This is a genomic window from Roseibium sp. MMSF_3247, from assembly GCF_030733765.1.
Taxonomy (GTDB): Bacteria; Pseudomonadota; Alphaproteobacteria; order Rhizobiales; family Stappiaceae; genus Roseibium.
Genome location: NZ_JASHII010000003.1, coordinates 500003 through 515007, shown reverse-complemented (window position 1 = coordinate 515007; position 15005 = coordinate 500003). Strand labels below are relative to the sequence as shown.

Below are 15005 nucleotides of genomic sequence, written 5' to 3'. Positions count from 1 at the left end.
CCCGCGTGGAAACCCCGCCCTGTGCGGATGTTCAAACCCTAGGAAGTCATTAGCCTTAGGAAGAAAACGAATGTTGAAGTCCACTTTCCTGAAGGCCGTTGCTGCAACGGCTTTGACATTCAGCACCTGGGCGTCCGCTCAGGCTGTTGATCTTCAGTTCTATTTCCCGGTTGCTGTCGGCGGCAAAGCAGCTGACACCATTCAAGAGTTGACCGCTGAATACGTCGCTCAAAACCCGGATGTGAACATCGACGCGGTCTACGCTGGTTCCTATCAGGACACAGTTGCCAAGGCGATCACTGCTTCGCGTGGTGGCAACCCGCCACAGCTCAGCGTGATCCTGTCCGTCGACATGTACACACTGATTGACGAAGACCTCATTGTGCCGTTCGATGACTACCTCACCACCGAGGAAGACAAGAAATGGCTTGAAGGTTTCTATCCTGCGTTCATGGAAAACAGCCAGACTGGTGGCAAGACCTACGGCATCCCGTTCCAGCGCTCCACGCCGGTGCTTTACTGGAACAAGGAAGCTTTCAAGGAAGCAGGTCTTGACCCGGAAGTCGCTCCTGAGACCTGGGAAGAAATGGTCGAATTCGGCAAGAAGCTGACCAAAAAAGACGCGTCCGGTAATGCAACGCAATGGGGTGTGCGCATCCCGTCTTCCGGTTTCCCATACTGGCTATTCCAGGGCCTCGCCATCGCGAATGGTGCAGAGCTTGTGAATGCGGAAGGCAACAAAACCAACTTCGATGATCCGAAGGTTGTTGAGGCGCTGCAATACCTCGTTGACCTGAGCACCAAGCACGAAGTTATGGCTCCGGGCATTATTGAGTGGGGCGCGACACCGAAGGCTTTCTTCGAAGGTCAGACGGCCATGATGTGGACCTCCACCGGCAACCTGACCAACGTGCGTGACAATGCGCCGTTTGATTTCGGTGTTGCAATGCTGCCTGCAAAAGTGACCCGCGGCGCGCCGACAGGTGGCGGCAACTTCTATCTGTTCAAGGGCGCATCCGATGAGCAGAACAAGGCCGCTGTCGAGTTCGTTCAGTGGATCACTGCGCCGGAACAGTCTGCAAAGTGGACCATCGCAACCGGATACGTCGCACCGCGCGCCGAGACCTGGGAAACCGAAGAGATGAAAGCCTACACGGCTGACTTCGCTCCGGCTCTGGTTGCCCGAGATCAGCTTGAGTTCGCCAAGGCCGAGCTGTCCACATACCAGAACCAGCGCGTCACCGGCATCTTCAACGACGCCCTGGCAGCTGTCATCACTGGCCAGAAAGACGCTGAGACGGCTTTGAAAGAAGCGCAAGCACAAGCTGACGAGATCCTGGCGGAATACCGCTAAGGAGGGTCGGGGAGCAGCGCACCGGACCACGGCCCGGTGCGCTGCTTCTCATTTTTGTTGACGCCCATTCAAAATCGGGCCGGAAAGACATCTCCGGGTTGTGACGCGCATGCAGACGTTGAGACTGAAACGTGACTGGATCTATGGCTGGCTCTTGTTGCTGCCCGCACTCGTGTTCCTGTTCGCATTTACGCATATTCCGGCTGTCACGACGCTCTTGAACAGCTTCTTTTCCACGCCCCGTGGCCGCCGTCCTGCGAAATTCATCGGGCTCGAAAACTACGAGCGCATGCTCAATGACGCGGTCTTTTGGAAGGTGCTGTGGAACAACCTCTGGTTTGCAATCGGCACCATCCCGGTCTCCGTGGCCCTGGCTATTGTCATGGCTCTTTGGGTCAACGACAAGCTGGCTGGTCGGAGCTTCGTCCGCATGGCTTATTTTACCCCAACCGTTTTACCGCTCATTGCCGTGGCAAACATCTGGCTGTTTTTCTATACGCCCGGCTTTGGCCTGTTTGACCAGATCACTGGTTTCCTATTCGGCTGGCCGGCATCCAATTACCTTGGCAATCCGGACACCGCCCTCAATGCGATCATTGTCGTGACAGTCTGGAAAGAGGCTGGGTTCTTCATGATCTTTTATCTGGCCGCGCTTCAGGCAATTCCCGTTTCACTAAAAGAGGCGGCGCAGATTGAGGGAGCAGGGCGCTGGACGATCTTCTGGCGGATCACGTTTCCGCTGTTGATGCCGACGACCTTGTTCGTTTGCGTCAATGCAGTGATCAACTCCTTCCGGCTTGTTGATCACATATTCATCCTCACCGACGGTGGTCCGGACAATGCTTCGGCGTTGCTTCTCTTCTACATCTACGAGGTTGCCTTCCGGTTCTGGGAGACCGCTTATGGCGCGACACTCACCGTCGCCCTGTTGGTTTTGTTATCGCTCCTTGCCATCGGCCAGTTCTTCTTCTTTGACCGCAAGGTGCATTACAAATGACCCGGGCCTCCGACATGTTTGACCGCTTTTTGAATGCCTTTGCTGCCTGGGCGCTGGCGCTTCTGTGGATCCTGCCACTCGCCTATGCGGTTTGGACCGCTATCCATCCATCTGCCTATGAAGCCAACTTCGATCTCTTCGCGCCGCTGACAACGGAGAACTTTGTAAAGGCTTGGGAGGCTGCGCCGTTTCACCGCTACTTTCTCAACACCTTCATCTTGGTGACCATGATCCTGGCGGGGCAGTTCTTCCTTTGCACCTTGGCCGCCTTCGCCTTCGCACGGTTTGAGTTTCCCGGCCGCAACGTCCTGTTTGCATTGGTGCTCCTTCAGTTGCTGGTCATGCCGGACATTCTGATGGTGGAAAACTATCAGACCATGCGGCTGCTGAATCTGGTCGACACCATTCCCGCAATTGCGCTGCCGTACATTGCTTCCGGCTTCGGGATCTTCCTGCTGCGCCAGACCTTCATGACCATCCCGAAGGAACTGGACGAGGCGGCCCGGATTGAAGGAGCTTCGGTTCTGGGCGTCTTATGGAAAGTCTACATTCCGCTCGCAAAACCGACCTACCTCGCCTACGGACTGGTGTCCGTCAGCCATCACTGGAACAACTTTCTTTGGCCCTTGATTGTAACGAATTCGGTCGAAACTCGCCCAGTGACTGTTGGCCTCAGCGTGTTTTCCGCCATTGACAGTGGGATCGAATGGTCGGTGATCAATGCAGCGACGCTCATGACATCCGGTCCTCTTTTGATCGCATTCCTGCTGTTTCAGCGCCAGTTTGTTCAGAGCTTCATGCGCGCCGGCATCAAGTAACGGCCGCGAGGTTGAACCAAAGCCAGGTTATCGCAGTGGCGAGCAGGGCACCGTGTCTGCGAATATCACCCCTTCCGCAATTGACCTGTTTCGTGTTAATGGATTTAAGCCGCAGAATTCTGCGGTTTTTTCGTGCCTGTATACTGCCCCGGAGGAAGGTTCGTGCCATCAAATTTTCTGGCAATTGGTGAGTGCATGGTGGAAATGGCGCCGACCGGCGGGGGGACTTTTGCAAAGGGTTTTGCTGGAGATACGCTGAACACTGCCTGGTATGTGCGAAAGTCCTTAAGCCAAGATTGGACTGTTTCCTATCTCACCGCAGTTGGCAACGATCAGATCTCCGAAGAAATGATTGCGTTTCTTGATGGGGCGGGGCTTGCAACCGATCACATTCAGCGGCTGAATGACCGCACCATCGGTCTCTACTTGATCCAGCTGAAGGATGGCGAGCGCAGCTTTGCCTACTGGCGGTCGCAGTCTGCTGCCCGATGTCTTGCAGATGATGCCGTTGCTCTGTCGACGGCGATGGATACGGCAGGGCTGATCTATTTCAGCGGTATTACGCTCGGCATCCTTTCACCGGAAAGCCGACAGGCATTCCTATCGTCACTTGCTGCCGCACGCGAGAAAGGAGCCAGGGCCGCCTTTGATCCCAATCTCCGGCCGCGTCTTTGGGAAGATGCGCAGACCATGCGGGATTGCGTTACCGAGGCAGCGGGCCTGTGTGATTTTGTGATGCCGTCCTTTGAGGACGAGGAAGCACATTTTGGCGACACAACGCCATTTGTGAGCGCGGATCGCTATCTTGCAGCCGGTGCGAAAATGATAGTCGTCAAGAATGGCCCGCAAGAGGTGATCGTGGCGACGGAAAACGACCGTAGATCGTTCCGGCCGGACCCGGTCCGCAATGTGGTCGACACAACCGCCGCCGGCGACAGTTTCAACGCCGCGTTTCTTGCTGAATATCTCGTATCGGGTGATGTTGACGCAAGCGTGGCGGCGGGGGCTCGTCTCGCCGGAACTGTTATCCAGCATCGGGGTGCTCTGGTTGATCTTTCCAGTGGACTGGTCGCCTAAATCAGATCTGACCGTCGCCTGTTCAGTTATATACCAAGTGATCTTGAGGCAGGTTCTCTGACCAGATCCTGAGCTCATCCAGAAACTTCAAAGCTGTCGCGCCGAACTCTGTGATTTCGTATTCGACGGAGACAGGTGCGGTTTGAAGTACTGTCCGGGTGACAAGCCCGCGCTCTTCCAGTTGTTTGAGACGTTCCGCGATCATTTTTTTGCTGGCACCTCCCAGCATTCGCGACAGATCGTTGAAGCGGACTGGGCCGTCTTTCAGGTGCCAAAGAAGCGAGCCTGTCCATTTGCCACCGAGAATACGCATGCCGCGCTCGATGGGGCAGGGTTCCGTGCAGGCTTCCAGCACGACCCGGCGTTTGCCAACAGTCTCCAGCCGACCGGCCATTCCGTGATCCTCTCCTGATTTTTAGGTTACAAAAAGTATACTGGTTGATCTTTGTAACTTAATCGCTCATCTCAGGGCTGAAATCAAGTAGCACCGTCGGGGTCCGGCGGTACGTCAGCTCAAGAGGTGTTTGCACATGGCGCGAATTCTGATCATTAACGGGCATCAGCCTTATCCATTTGCCGAAGGGAGGCTAAACGCTGCACTGGTCGAGCGTGCCAAGGCGTTTTTTGAAGATCGCGGCGATGAAGTCCGGGTTGTTGAGACCGCAAAGAACTATGACACGGAAGTCGAGGTGGGAAATCACCAGTGGGCCGACACGATTGTCATGCAGTTTCCCGTGAACTGGATGGGTGTGCCGTGGTCTTTCAAGAAGTATCAGGACGATGTCTACACTGCCGGAATGGATGGGCGTCTTTGCGCCGGCGATGGGCGTACTACCGAAGCACCAAAAGAAAACTACGGCGCTGGCGGCAGTCTCACAGGCAAAACCTACATGTTGTCCGTGACATTCAACGCGCCGCGCGAGGCTTTCAATGACGCGCAGGAATTCCTCTTTGAGGGCCGATCCGTCGATGATTTGATGATGCCGATGCATATGAACGCACGGTTTTTCGGCCTTGAGAAACTGCCGACGTTTGCTGCCTACGATGTCATGAAAAACCCGGATATCGAACACGATTTTGTCCGCTTCGATGCGCATCTGACCGAAATCTTCAAAGAGGACACGTCCCATGCCGCAGCCTGATATTCATCTTTACACCGCAGCGACCATGAACGGTTACAAGCCGGTCATCTTTCTGGAAGAAGCCGGTGTTCCGTACGATCTGACCTTTATTGATTTTTCCAAAAAGGAGCAGAAAGCTCCGGACTATGTGAAGCTCAATCCGAACGGCCGGATCCCGACCATTGTCGACCGCAGCAATGACGACTTCGCCGTTTTCGAAAGCGGTGCGATCCTGTGGTATTTGGCTGAGAAATACGGCGTGTTTCTGGCTGAAGAACCCAAGGCCCGTTCAGAAACACACCAGTGGCTAATGTTCCAGATGGCCGGTGTTGGCCCTATGATGGGGCAAGCCATGTATTTCCAGCGCATCGCCGCGCCGAACGGACACGAAGAACCGTTTTCCATCAAACGCTATGTCGATGAAACGCGTCGTCTTCTGGAGGTTTTGAACACGCGGCTTGAGGGCCGTGAATGGCTCGCCGGGGACGCGTATTCGATTGCTGATATCGCCACCTACCCCTGGGCGCGGGCGTACCCTTGGGCAAAGGTTTCGATAGATGGACTGGACCATCTCAAGGCCTGGTTCGACCGGATCGATGCGCGTCCAGCGGTTCAAAAGGCCCTGACGATCCCGAAGGCTCAACCGGCTTTCTGGGGCGATGCGGACGAAAGCGCGTTTTTGAAGGAAAATGCGGCGCGTTTTGCAGCTGACGTAAAGAAAGCGTAGCATTTTACAAAATTCGGTTCAGCCGCAGCAGCTGAACTCACCGTGTTGGCGGGCGGTCCTTAATGGCTGGCCGCCTTCCTTGCTTACCGGAGTGTCCTTTGGCCAAAGTTCTTGTTCTTTACGCCCATCCCCGGCCTGACCGGTCGGAGATCAATCAGCCCCTGTTTGAAACTGCAAAAGGCGTCCAAGGGGTGACGGCTGTTGATCTTTATGCCGAATACCCCGATTTCGACATCCGTGTCGATGTGGAGCAAGAGCGGCTGCGGAGCCATGACACCATCATCTTCCAACACCCGTTCTATTGGTATTCGGCGCCGTCAATCATGAAGGAATGGCAGGATCTGGTGCTTGAGCACGGCTTCGCCTATGGCCTCCATGGCAAAGCGCTCGTCGGAAAAAGCTTCATGAATGTGACGACAGCCGGTGCCAAACCGGAAGCCTATTCAGCCGATGGTCTGAACCATTCCGATATCCGCAGTTTGCTCGCCCCGTTCGAGAAGACAGCGGACCTATGCGGCATGCGGTTTCTGGCACCCTTTATCATGTTCGGCGCCGGAAGAGCCTTGGAAGAAAACCGGTTGAATGTGCACCGCAATGCTTACGATGATCTTTTGAAGGCGATGGTTGCGGACCGGTTCGATCTCGAAAAGGCTGCCAAGGCAAAACAGATCTCGGATGTTCTCGACGACTTCATTCTCAAAGGGGAGGCGGTCTGATGGAACTTCTCAGTGACGCCTTTGTGTATCTGTGCGCGGCTGTGATCGCGGTGCCGATTGCGAACCGTCTGGGACTTGGATCCGTTCTCGGTTATCTCATCGCTGGCGTGGTGATTGGTCCCGTTCTCGGGATCGTCGGGTCTGAGACGACCGAGGTGCAGCATTTTGCCGAGTTCGGCGTGGTTATGATGCTGTTTTTGGTTGGCCTTGAGCTGCAGCCTGCCATGCTTTGGAAAATGCGCAAGCAGCTTATCGGGCTGGGCGGGCTTCAGGTTCTTGGAACCACAGCCGTCTTTGCAGGAGCGGGGTTGGCATTCGGCCTTGTCTGGCAAAGCGCGGTCGCGCTGGGCATGATCCTCGCGCTGTCATCAACTGCAATCGTCTTGCAAACCCTCAATGAAAAAGGCTGGCTGAAGACGGAAGGCGGTCAGAGTTCTTTCTCGGTTCTCTTGACCCAGGACATCGCAGTCATTCCCATGCTAGCCATCCTGCCGGTTCTCGCGGTTGGCCATGGCGGTGGCAGCCAGGGGGATTCCCACGGCGCAGGGCATGGCGGCGGACATAGTGATGGGGCTGCGCATGGCGGCGAGGCGTTGGCGAGCCTACCCGGCTGGTTGCAGGCAGTGGTCATCCTCGCCGTGATTGCGGCCATTATTGTGGCTGGACGTCATTTGATGCGGCCCATATTCCGGTTCATCGCCGAATCGCACCTGCGGGAGATTTTCACAGCAACCGCACTGTTGTTGGTGATCGGCATCGCCCTTTTGATGGACTTTGTTGGTCTGTCGCCCGCCCTTGGGACGTTTCTTGCCGGCGTGGTCCTGTCCGATAGCGACTACCGGCACGAGCTTGAAAGTGACATTGAACCGTTCAAGGGCCTGCTTTTAGGGCTGTTTTTCCTAACGGTTGGGGCCGGGATCGACTTCAACCTCTTGTTCGGCGCGCCAGTTACCATTTTTGGTTTGGCAATCGGCTTGATCGTCACCAAATTCGCTCTTCTCTTCGGATTGGGGACAATTTTCAAACTGAAAGGCGCTGACAAATGGCTCTTCGCTCTGGGTCTTGCCCAAGCGGGGGAGTTCGCCTTTGTCCTGTTTGGCTTTGCCTTGAGCGCCGGTGTTCTGGAACCTGCCCTGCTGCAGACACTAACCCTGGTTGTTGCGATTTCCATGTTGCTGACGCCAGCGCTTTTCATTCTCTATGAGAAGGTCATTGCGCCCAGAGCTGTAACCCAATCCACCAGACCGGCTGACGAAATCGATCGAAAAGGGCGCATTGTTATTGCGGGGATGGGCCGGTTCGGCCAGATCGTCGGGCGGCTCCTGATTACAAGCGGTTATGATGTCGTGATCCTTGATCACGATCCGCAAACAGTTGAAAATCTTGGGAAAGTGGGCCTGAAGACCTTTTATGGTGATGCAACGCGGCCGGATTTGCTGCACGGAGCTGGTTTGCAAGATGCAGACCTCTTCATTGCGGCATTAGATGACCGGGACAAGCAGACAATGGTTGTTGAGCATGTTGCGAAGACATACCCGAAAGTGCGGATCCTTGCGCGAGCACGGGACCGCCACCATGTCTACGAACTCGAACAAGCGGGGGCCCATCATGCCGAACGTGAAGTCTTTGAAGGCGCGATGACAATGGGACGCCGCGCCCTAATAGATCTTGGCATGCACCCGTTTCGGGCACGCAGCAAAGCGAAGGACTTTTGGCATCACGATCGTGCGATGCTGGACGACCTTCGGGAAAACTATAACGACGGCGGCGTCGACAAGTCTTATATTGATGCGATGCGCGCGCACTCGCAAACTCTGTTTGAAATCATGCGGACTGATCACGGTGATGAAAAACATGAGCGCACGGAGCGGGGGTGGAACCCGCCGCCAAAGGGCGATGCCACACTTTGAATACCCGCTGTGCACGGGGCAGAAAGGACCAAGCCAATGACCGCCATGACAGATCTCGACATGGAAGAACTGCTCCAGATCGACATCGTGTCCGATGTTGTATGCCCTTGGTGCATCGTCGGTTTCAAGCAACTGGAACAAGCGATCGAAAAAACCGGGGTTTCTGTTGCCATCAAGTGGCACCCGTTTGAACTCAACCCGGATATGGCCGGGGATGGTGAAAACCTGCGTGAGCACATCATGCGGAAATACGGCTCGACCGCTGAGCAGTCACAGGCTGCACGCGACAGATTGACAGAGCTCGGCAAGGAGCTCGGATTTGAATTCCAGTTTTCCGATGAGAGCCGAATGGTCAATACGTTCAAGGCGCATCAGCTCATTCATTGGGCCGGCCCGCAGGGACAAGAACATCCTTTGAAAATGGCACTTTTTGAAGCTTACTTCAGGGACGGGAAAGATCTGAACGACAATGCGGTTCTGGTAAAGATTGCCGGCAGTGTTGGTCTGGATGAAACTGAGGCGCAGAAGGTCCTGGAAGAAGGGCGGTACGCCGTTCCGGTGAAACAAGAAGAGAAGTTTTGGATACAAAATGGCATTCAGGGTGTTCCGGCCGTTGTGTTCGATCGGCGGCACCTGATCACCGGCGCCCAAGGCGTCGACAACTATGCAGCTATTTTAAAACAGCTGGTCGAGGGCGAAGCAGCCTGACGTAACAAAACCTGATCATTGTTGGCACCAAGCAGCGTCAAATCGTGCAGACGTTGATCGACGTTTTGCGTCCACGAAGTTTGATGGCCTGTTGTTCGGAAAACTCGGCGAGATCGGGCTGCAGGGCTTCATCAGAGTGTCCAGCCTTCCTCATCAGGTCTTCGCTGACAACGCATCTGCATCCAAGGTCGCGAGTAGCTGCCTCAAGGCGGCTGGCGACATTCACAGTGTCGCCAACGACCGCAAACTCCAGCCGGCGTGACGGCCCGATATCACCAAGAATCACAGGGCCGAAATGAACGCCGACCGAAATCTGGATCGGGTCCAGGCCAAGGTCCGCCTGTCCTTTGTTGAAGGCTTCGTTTTCTTCGAGAAGCTGGGTTGCAGCCTTGAGCGCATTTGCGGCGTCTCCTGGCTTTGTTTCAGGCGTGCCAAAGGTCGCCATCACCCCGTCGCCAAGATACTTGTCGAGCGTGCCTCCATTCTGGAATATCACCCGCTCAACCATGGCATGGTACTGCCTGAGCAAGGTCATCACCTGTTCAGGTTTGTGCCGTTCGGCGAATTCGGTAAAGCCGACGATATCCGTGAAGAGAACAGCGACGTCCTGTGTCCGGACGGCACCAATATCGCGGTCCGATGAGGCCAGAACATCCACAAGACTTGACGGAAAATAGCGAGACAGGTTGGCCCGTTCTGCTGCGATATCCGCTTGCCGCATGAGCAGCTGGTTTGACCGCCATCCCTTCAACGCCAGTATCGCTGCGACCATGAAAAAGACGACGATTTCCTGGATCCTGACACCGGGCTGCACGCTGTTTGGATCCAGTTCCCCCAAGATTATGGGGTTTGCTGAAAACGCTTGGGCGGCCAGCGCGCTGAGTTCTGGCACCTCGTGGCCGAACAATGAGACACGGATCATGCCGAGCATCCAGAGAATGGCCACCCAAGTCCCGATTGCCCAAACCGTGCGCCATGAATAGGCAAGCGTGCCAACGGCCAGAATGATGAAGAAATAGATGAAATTGTCGAAGCGGTAGGTGATCGCGGTCGGTATGTCCTCGCTGACGAAGGGATTGGCTGTCGTAAAGAGTGCGGTTAGCAGAAAAAGGTCCAGGAAAATCAGCAGGAGTTCCGCTCTGGAGTATCCGACGCTCGCCAGGCGAAGTTGCAACCATCCAAGTGCAATGAAAACCAAGACCCAAGCCTGGTAATAAAGGGCACTGAGCGTGGGGTTCAAAAAAGGGATCAGGAGAATAACCAGACCAAGCGCGACCGTGCGGGCAATGACGGCAAGGCGATGGCCCTCCATTTTCTCCTTTTCAAGCGCCTGAGACAAAAACAGGTTGGACTGTGCTTGCTTGCGTTCTTCGTCCCGCAGTTCGCGAAGCCTAGCGAAGATACGGAATGGATTTGTAAGTTTGAGAGCCGACATGTTTGCTCCGTCGCATTGCGGTAATCGGGACAGTTATCAAACATTTTTGTCCAAATAAAAAACGCCCGAATGCGTCTTTCTCATCTGCCTACCTGCCGATACGGAAAGAAGTCCTGGAGACCCAACAGGAGGTATTGATCTCGGGATTGGTTCTTGACATGAATACTGATTCAGGTTTCATATATTGCAGCCGTAGGACGGACCTTCACAAACTGGCTGTGAGACTAGCGCCAGCACCGTTGGTGTCCGATACTGCGCAAACGGGAGGAAATTTTTATGACGATCCGCGTTTCACGCTGGGCCGCTCCGCTTGCGGCCGGGCTCGGACTACTGGCGGCCAGCACGTTTGGTGCGGCGGCCGAGGACATCAAAATCGCCCATGTTTACGGCAAGACCGGGGCTCTTGAGGCCTATGCGAAGCAGTCGCATACAGGTCTTATGATGGGCCTTGAGTACGCCACTGACGGAACCATGGAAATCGATGGCCGCAAGATCGTGGTGATCGAAAAAGACACCCAGCTGAAGCCGGATATTGCCAAGGGCGCACTGGCGGAAGCTTATGGCGATGACGAGGTGGACATCGCTGTTGGCCCGGTGTCCTCAGGTGTGGCACTTGCCATGCTGCCGGTTGCTGAAGAGTATGAGAAGATCCTGATCGTGGAACCGGCCGTTGCCGATTCCATTACTGGTGCGAACTGGAACCGTTACATCTTCCGGACTTCCCGGAACTCGTCCCAGGATGCAATTGCCAATGCGGTTGCTCTTGGTCAGGAAGGCGTCTCCATCGCAACCCTTGCACAAGACTACGCCTTCGGCCGTGACGGCGTTGCAGCGTTCAAGGAGGCCCTTGAGGGCACCGGGGCAAATCTGGTCTTTGAAGAGTATGCACCGACCGATACCAAGGACTTCACCGCCAATGCGCAGCGGATCTTTGATGCCTTGAAAGACGAGCCGGGCCGTAAGTTCCTGTTCGTCATCTGGGCCGGGGGCGGCAACCCGATCTCCAAGATCAAGGCGATGGAGCCGGAGCGCTTCGGGGTTGAGATCGCAACGGGTGGCAACATCCTGGCGGCCATGAAAGCCTATAAGGAACTTCCGGGTATGGAAGGTGCGACCTATTACTACCATGAGATCCCGCAAAACCCGGTGAATGACTGGCTGGTGGCCGAGCACCAGAAGCGGTTCAATTCGCCGCCGGATTTCTTCACCGCCGGGGGTATGACGGCTGGCCTTGCAATCGTCGAGGCGATCAAGAAGGCCGGGTCCACGGACGCCGAAGAGCTGATTACTGCCATGGAAGGCATGGAATTCGAAACGCCGAAGGGCAAGATGATGTTTCGCCCGGAAGACCATCAGGCGCTGCAGTCCATGTACCACTTCAAGATCAAGGTGGATCCGGACGTCGAATGGGGCATTCCTGAGCTGGTCCGCGAGCTGAAGATCGAGGACATGAACATTCCGATCCGCAACCAGTGATCTTATTGGATCAAGGCGGGTTGCAGCCTGCCTTGATCCCTGTTTCCTTTCTTTCACTGCTAGAGTTTTGATGGCTGAAACCCAAACGTTTCAGTTGACCTGATCCTTTTGTCCTTGAGCTCGGAAGTCTTCGAACCGTGACCAAAGAACATCCTATTCTGGAAACGAAAGACCTGACCATTCGCTTCGGCGGGCACGTTGCTGTCGATCACGTGTCTTGTGCCTTTGACCGTGGCACATTGACCGCCATCGTTGGGCCGAATGGAGCGGGCAAGACCACCTATTTCAATCTGATGTCCGGGCAACTCAATGCGACCAGCGGTACTGTGCTTCTGAATGGTGAGAACATCACACGGATGTCGGTTCCCGAGCGGACAGACAAAGGGATCGGTCGGGCGTTCCAACTGACCAACCTGTTTCCAACGCTGACCGTTCGCGAAAATGTACGTCTGGTGGCGCAGGCCAAGGCGCGCCAGGGCTTCGATTTGTTTTCCATTGCCGAAAGTCATATCGAACTCATCGAGCGCGCAGATCATGTGCTGAACGAGGTCCGGCTGATTGATCAGGCCGATCAGACCGTATCGGCTCTGCCGCATGGTGATCAGCGGAAGCTGGAAGTCGCTATGCTGATCGCCCTTGGGCCGCAGGTTCTGATGTTTGATGAGCCGACAGCCGGCATGAGTGTTGATGAAGTCCCGATCATCCTGGAGTTAATCGGCAAGCTGAAGGCCGATATGGATCGGACCATCCTGCTTGTTGAACACAAGATGGATGTCATTCGCTCCCTCGCCGACCGGATTATTGTCCTGCACAACGGTGCGCTGGTGGCGGATGGCGACCCTGCAGAAGTGATTGCCCTGCCGGTGGTGCAGGAAGCTTATCTAGGCAAGACACCGGAGGCCGCGTGATGGCAGATACGCTTTTGTCCCTGTCCGGCGTGCACACGCATATCGGTCCCTATCATATCCTCCAAGGTGTCGAACTGATTGTTCCAGAGGGCGGCGTCACCGTTCTGCTCGGCCGTAACGGTGCCGGCAAGACCACGACCTTGCGCACCATCATGGGGCTCTGGACGGCCAGTCAGGGTGAGATCCATTTCGCCGACCACGACATCACTAAGCTGGACACACCGGCCATCGCGGGTCGGGGCATTGCTTTTGTGCCCGAAGACATGGGGATCTTCACCGATCTGACGGTTGAAGAAAACATGATCCTGGCTGCGGCAAACGGGACGATGGATCCAAAGAGGCTGTCCTGGATCAAGGAGCTGTTTCCCCCTATCGGCAGCTTCTGGAATTCGTCCGCCGGAACGCTCTCGGGCGGGCAGAAGCAGATGCTGTCTGTCGCCCGCGCCATCATTGAGCCGCGCCGCCTGATCCTGATCGATGAGCCGACCAAAGGACTTGCGCCAGCAATCATCAATGCGATGACAGATGCCTTGCGTGAGCTGAAGAACACCGACACCACAATCTTGCTGGTAGAACAGAATTTTTCCATGGCCTCGAGCATCGGCGACACCGTCGCTGTCATGGATGATGGCCGGATCATTCATTCCGGCGGCATGGCGGAGCTGGCCGCCAATTCCGAAATGCAGGAACGGCTGATGGGATTGAGCCTGGAGGCGCACCAATGAGCGACACGACGATCAAACCGCGCATTGAAAAGGTTCCCGTAACCGAGCAGCTGATGCAGAAACTGCCAGTTCTGCTTGTTCCGGTTCTGGCGCTGGCCGGGCTGCTTGCGATCGGCAATCCGTCCACCTGGCTGACCCTGACCGTGGCCGGTCTTGCGATGGGCATGATGATCTTCGTCATGGCGTCCGGACTGACAGTCGTCTTCGGCCTGATGGACGTGATCAATTTCGGTCACGGGGCGTTTGTCACCGTCGGTGCCTTTGTCGGATTTACCGTCCTTGCGTGGCTCGCCGGCTGGACCGCCTCACCCAGCGTGCTCCTTAACTTGAGCGCTCTGCTGGTTGCCATTCTGGCCGCGATGCTGATCACCGGTGGTCTCGGCTATGCCTTCGAACGGGTGATTGTGAAACCCGTTTACGGTGAACACCTCAAACAGATCCTCGTCACCATGGGCGGGCTGATTGTGGCGCAGCAGATGATCCACGTCGTTTGGGGGCCGGACGAGATGCACCTGTCGCGCCCCGAAGCGCTGCAGGGTTCGATTGTCCTTGGCGATGCGGCCATCGAGAAATACCGCCTCGTCGCGGTTGCCATTGGCCTCGCGCTGTTTCTCGGCATGCGCCATATCTTGAAGAACACGAAGATCGGCCTGCTGGTCCGCGCCGGTGTTGAAAACGGTGAGATGGTTGAGTCGCTCGGCTACCGGATCCGACGCCTGTTCCTGATCGTCTTTATGACGGGCTCCGCGCTCGCAGGTCTTGGCGGTGTCATGTGGGGCCTCTACCAGGAGACCATCACCGCACACATGGGCTCTGAAATCATGGTGCTTGTTTTCATCGTGGTGATCATCGGCGGTCTAGGGTCCGTTGAAGGCTGTTTCATTGGCGCGCTGCTTGTCGGGTTGCTGGCCAACTACACGGCCTTCCTGGCGCCAAAGGTCGCGCTCATTTCAACCATCGCGTTGATGGTGGCGGTGCTGATGTGGCGGCCGCAAGGGCTCTATCCGGTCGTCAAGGCGAAGTGAGGAACTGC

15 protein-coding genes are annotated in these 15005 nt (G+C 55.8%); 13 read left to right on the top strand and 2 right to left on the bottom strand.

From position 1 onward, the window contains the following. Positions 1 to 70 precede the first annotated feature (70 nt). The 4 genes from RBB44_RS12770 to RBB44_RS12755 all read left to right on the top strand — a co-directional run bounded on the left by RBB44_RS12770 (position 71) and on the right by RBB44_RS12755 (position 4246). The gene (locus RBB44_RS12770) at positions 71 to 1354 is read left to right on the top strand and encodes an ABC transporter substrate-binding protein (RefSeq protein WP_209174738.1); all 1284 of its coding nucleotides are present in this window, start codon (positions 71 to 73) and stop codon (positions 1352 to 1354) included. Between the two features lie 109 nt (positions 1355 to 1463). Further along, positions 1464 to 2351 (top strand): carbohydrate ABC transporter permease, encoded by an 888-nt coding sequence (locus RBB44_RS12765; RefSeq protein ID WP_306147727.1) that lies wholly within the window; start codon positions 1464 to 1466, stop codon positions 2349 to 2351. Next, positions 2348 to 3169 carry a carbohydrate ABC transporter permease gene (locus RBB44_RS12760; RefSeq protein WP_306147726.1) on the top strand — a complete coding sequence of 274 codons (822 nt, stop codon included), beginning with the start codon at positions 2348 to 2350 and terminating at the stop codon, positions 3167 to 3169. Before RBB44_RS12765 ends, RBB44_RS12760 begins: the two co-directional genes overlap by 4 nt. 162 nt (positions 3170 to 3331) lie before the next feature. Further along, on the top strand, positions 3332 to 4246 hold the full coding sequence (locus tag RBB44_RS12755; RefSeq protein ID WP_306147725.1) for a sugar kinase: 915 nt from the start codon (positions 3332 to 3334) through the stop codon (positions 4244 to 4246). A 22-nt stretch (positions 4247 to 4268) separates the two neighbouring features. Here RBB44_RS12755 and RBB44_RS12750 read toward each other — a convergent pair whose 3' ends face one another. Further along, entirely contained in the window at positions 4269 to 4640 is a 372-nt protein-coding gene (locus RBB44_RS12750; RefSeq protein ID WP_306147724.1) for a helix-turn-helix domain-containing protein, read from the bottom strand. Positions 4641 to 4776: 136 nt separating this feature from the next. Between RBB44_RS12750 and RBB44_RS12745 the strand changes: the two genes are divergently transcribed. The 5 genes from RBB44_RS12745 to RBB44_RS12725 all read left to right on the top strand — a co-directional run bounded on the left by RBB44_RS12745 (position 4777) and on the right by RBB44_RS12725 (position 9428). Further along, positions 4777 to 5388, top strand: coding sequence for an NAD(P)H-dependent oxidoreductase (locus RBB44_RS12745; protein ID WP_306147723.1), 612 nt, complete (start codon positions 4777 to 4779; stop codon positions 5386 to 5388). Beyond that, positions 5375 to 6094, top strand: coding sequence for a glutathione S-transferase family protein (locus RBB44_RS12740; RefSeq protein ID WP_306147722.1), 720 nt, complete (start codon positions 5375 to 5377; stop codon positions 6092 to 6094). The genes RBB44_RS12745 and RBB44_RS12740 overlap by 14 nt, the downstream gene beginning before the upstream one ends. Positions 6095 to 6192: 98 nt before the next feature. Beyond that, positions 6193 to 6810 carry an NAD(P)H-dependent oxidoreductase gene (locus RBB44_RS12735; RefSeq protein ID WP_306147721.1) on the top strand — a complete coding sequence of 206 codons (618 nt, stop codon included), beginning with the start codon at positions 6193 to 6195 and terminating at the stop codon, positions 6808 to 6810. Continuing rightward, positions 6810 to 8720, top strand: coding sequence for a monovalent cation:proton antiporter-2 (CPA2) family protein (locus RBB44_RS12730; protein WP_306147720.1), 1911 nt, complete (start codon positions 6810 to 6812; stop codon positions 8718 to 8720). Before RBB44_RS12735 ends, RBB44_RS12730 begins: the two co-directional genes overlap by 1 nt. A gap of 36 nt (positions 8721 to 8756) precedes the next feature. Then, positions 8757 to 9428 (top strand): DsbA family oxidoreductase, encoded by a 672-nt coding sequence (locus RBB44_RS12725; protein WP_306147719.1) that lies wholly within the window; start codon positions 8757 to 8759, stop codon positions 9426 to 9428. Between the two features lie 37 nt (positions 9429 to 9465). Here RBB44_RS12725 and RBB44_RS12720 read toward each other — a convergent pair whose 3' ends face one another. Next, complete coding sequence (locus RBB44_RS12720; RefSeq protein WP_306147718.1) at positions 9466 to 10863, bottom strand: adenylate/guanylate cyclase domain-containing protein; 1398 nt, start codon at positions 10861 to 10863, stop codon at positions 9466 to 9468. A gap of 276 nt (positions 10864 to 11139) precedes the next feature. Between RBB44_RS12720 and RBB44_RS12715 the strand changes: the two genes are divergently transcribed. From RBB44_RS12715 to RBB44_RS12700, 4 genes are all read left to right on the top strand, one after another. Next, positions 11140 to 12339: a substrate-binding domain-containing protein gene (locus RBB44_RS12715; RefSeq protein ID WP_306147717.1), complete on the top strand. Its 1200-nt coding sequence runs from the start codon at positions 11140 to 11142 to the stop codon at positions 12337 to 12339. A 137-nt stretch (positions 12340 to 12476) separates the two neighbouring features. Then, positions 12477 to 13247, top strand: coding sequence for an ABC transporter ATP-binding protein (locus RBB44_RS12710; RefSeq protein WP_133951606.1), 771 nt, complete (start codon positions 12477 to 12479; stop codon positions 13245 to 13247). Further along, a complete protein-coding gene (locus RBB44_RS12705; protein ID WP_306147716.1) occupies positions 13247 to 13972 on the top strand; it encodes an ABC transporter ATP-binding protein in 726 nt (241 codons plus the stop codon). The genes RBB44_RS12710 and RBB44_RS12705 overlap by 1 nt, the downstream gene beginning before the upstream one ends. Further along, positions 13969 to 14997, top strand: coding sequence for a branched-chain amino acid ABC transporter permease (locus tag RBB44_RS12700; RefSeq protein WP_306147715.1), 1029 nt, complete (start codon positions 13969 to 13971; stop codon positions 14995 to 14997). The genes RBB44_RS12705 and RBB44_RS12700 overlap by 4 nt, the downstream gene beginning before the upstream one ends. The last annotated feature ends 8 nt before the right edge of the window (positions 14998 to 15005 follow it).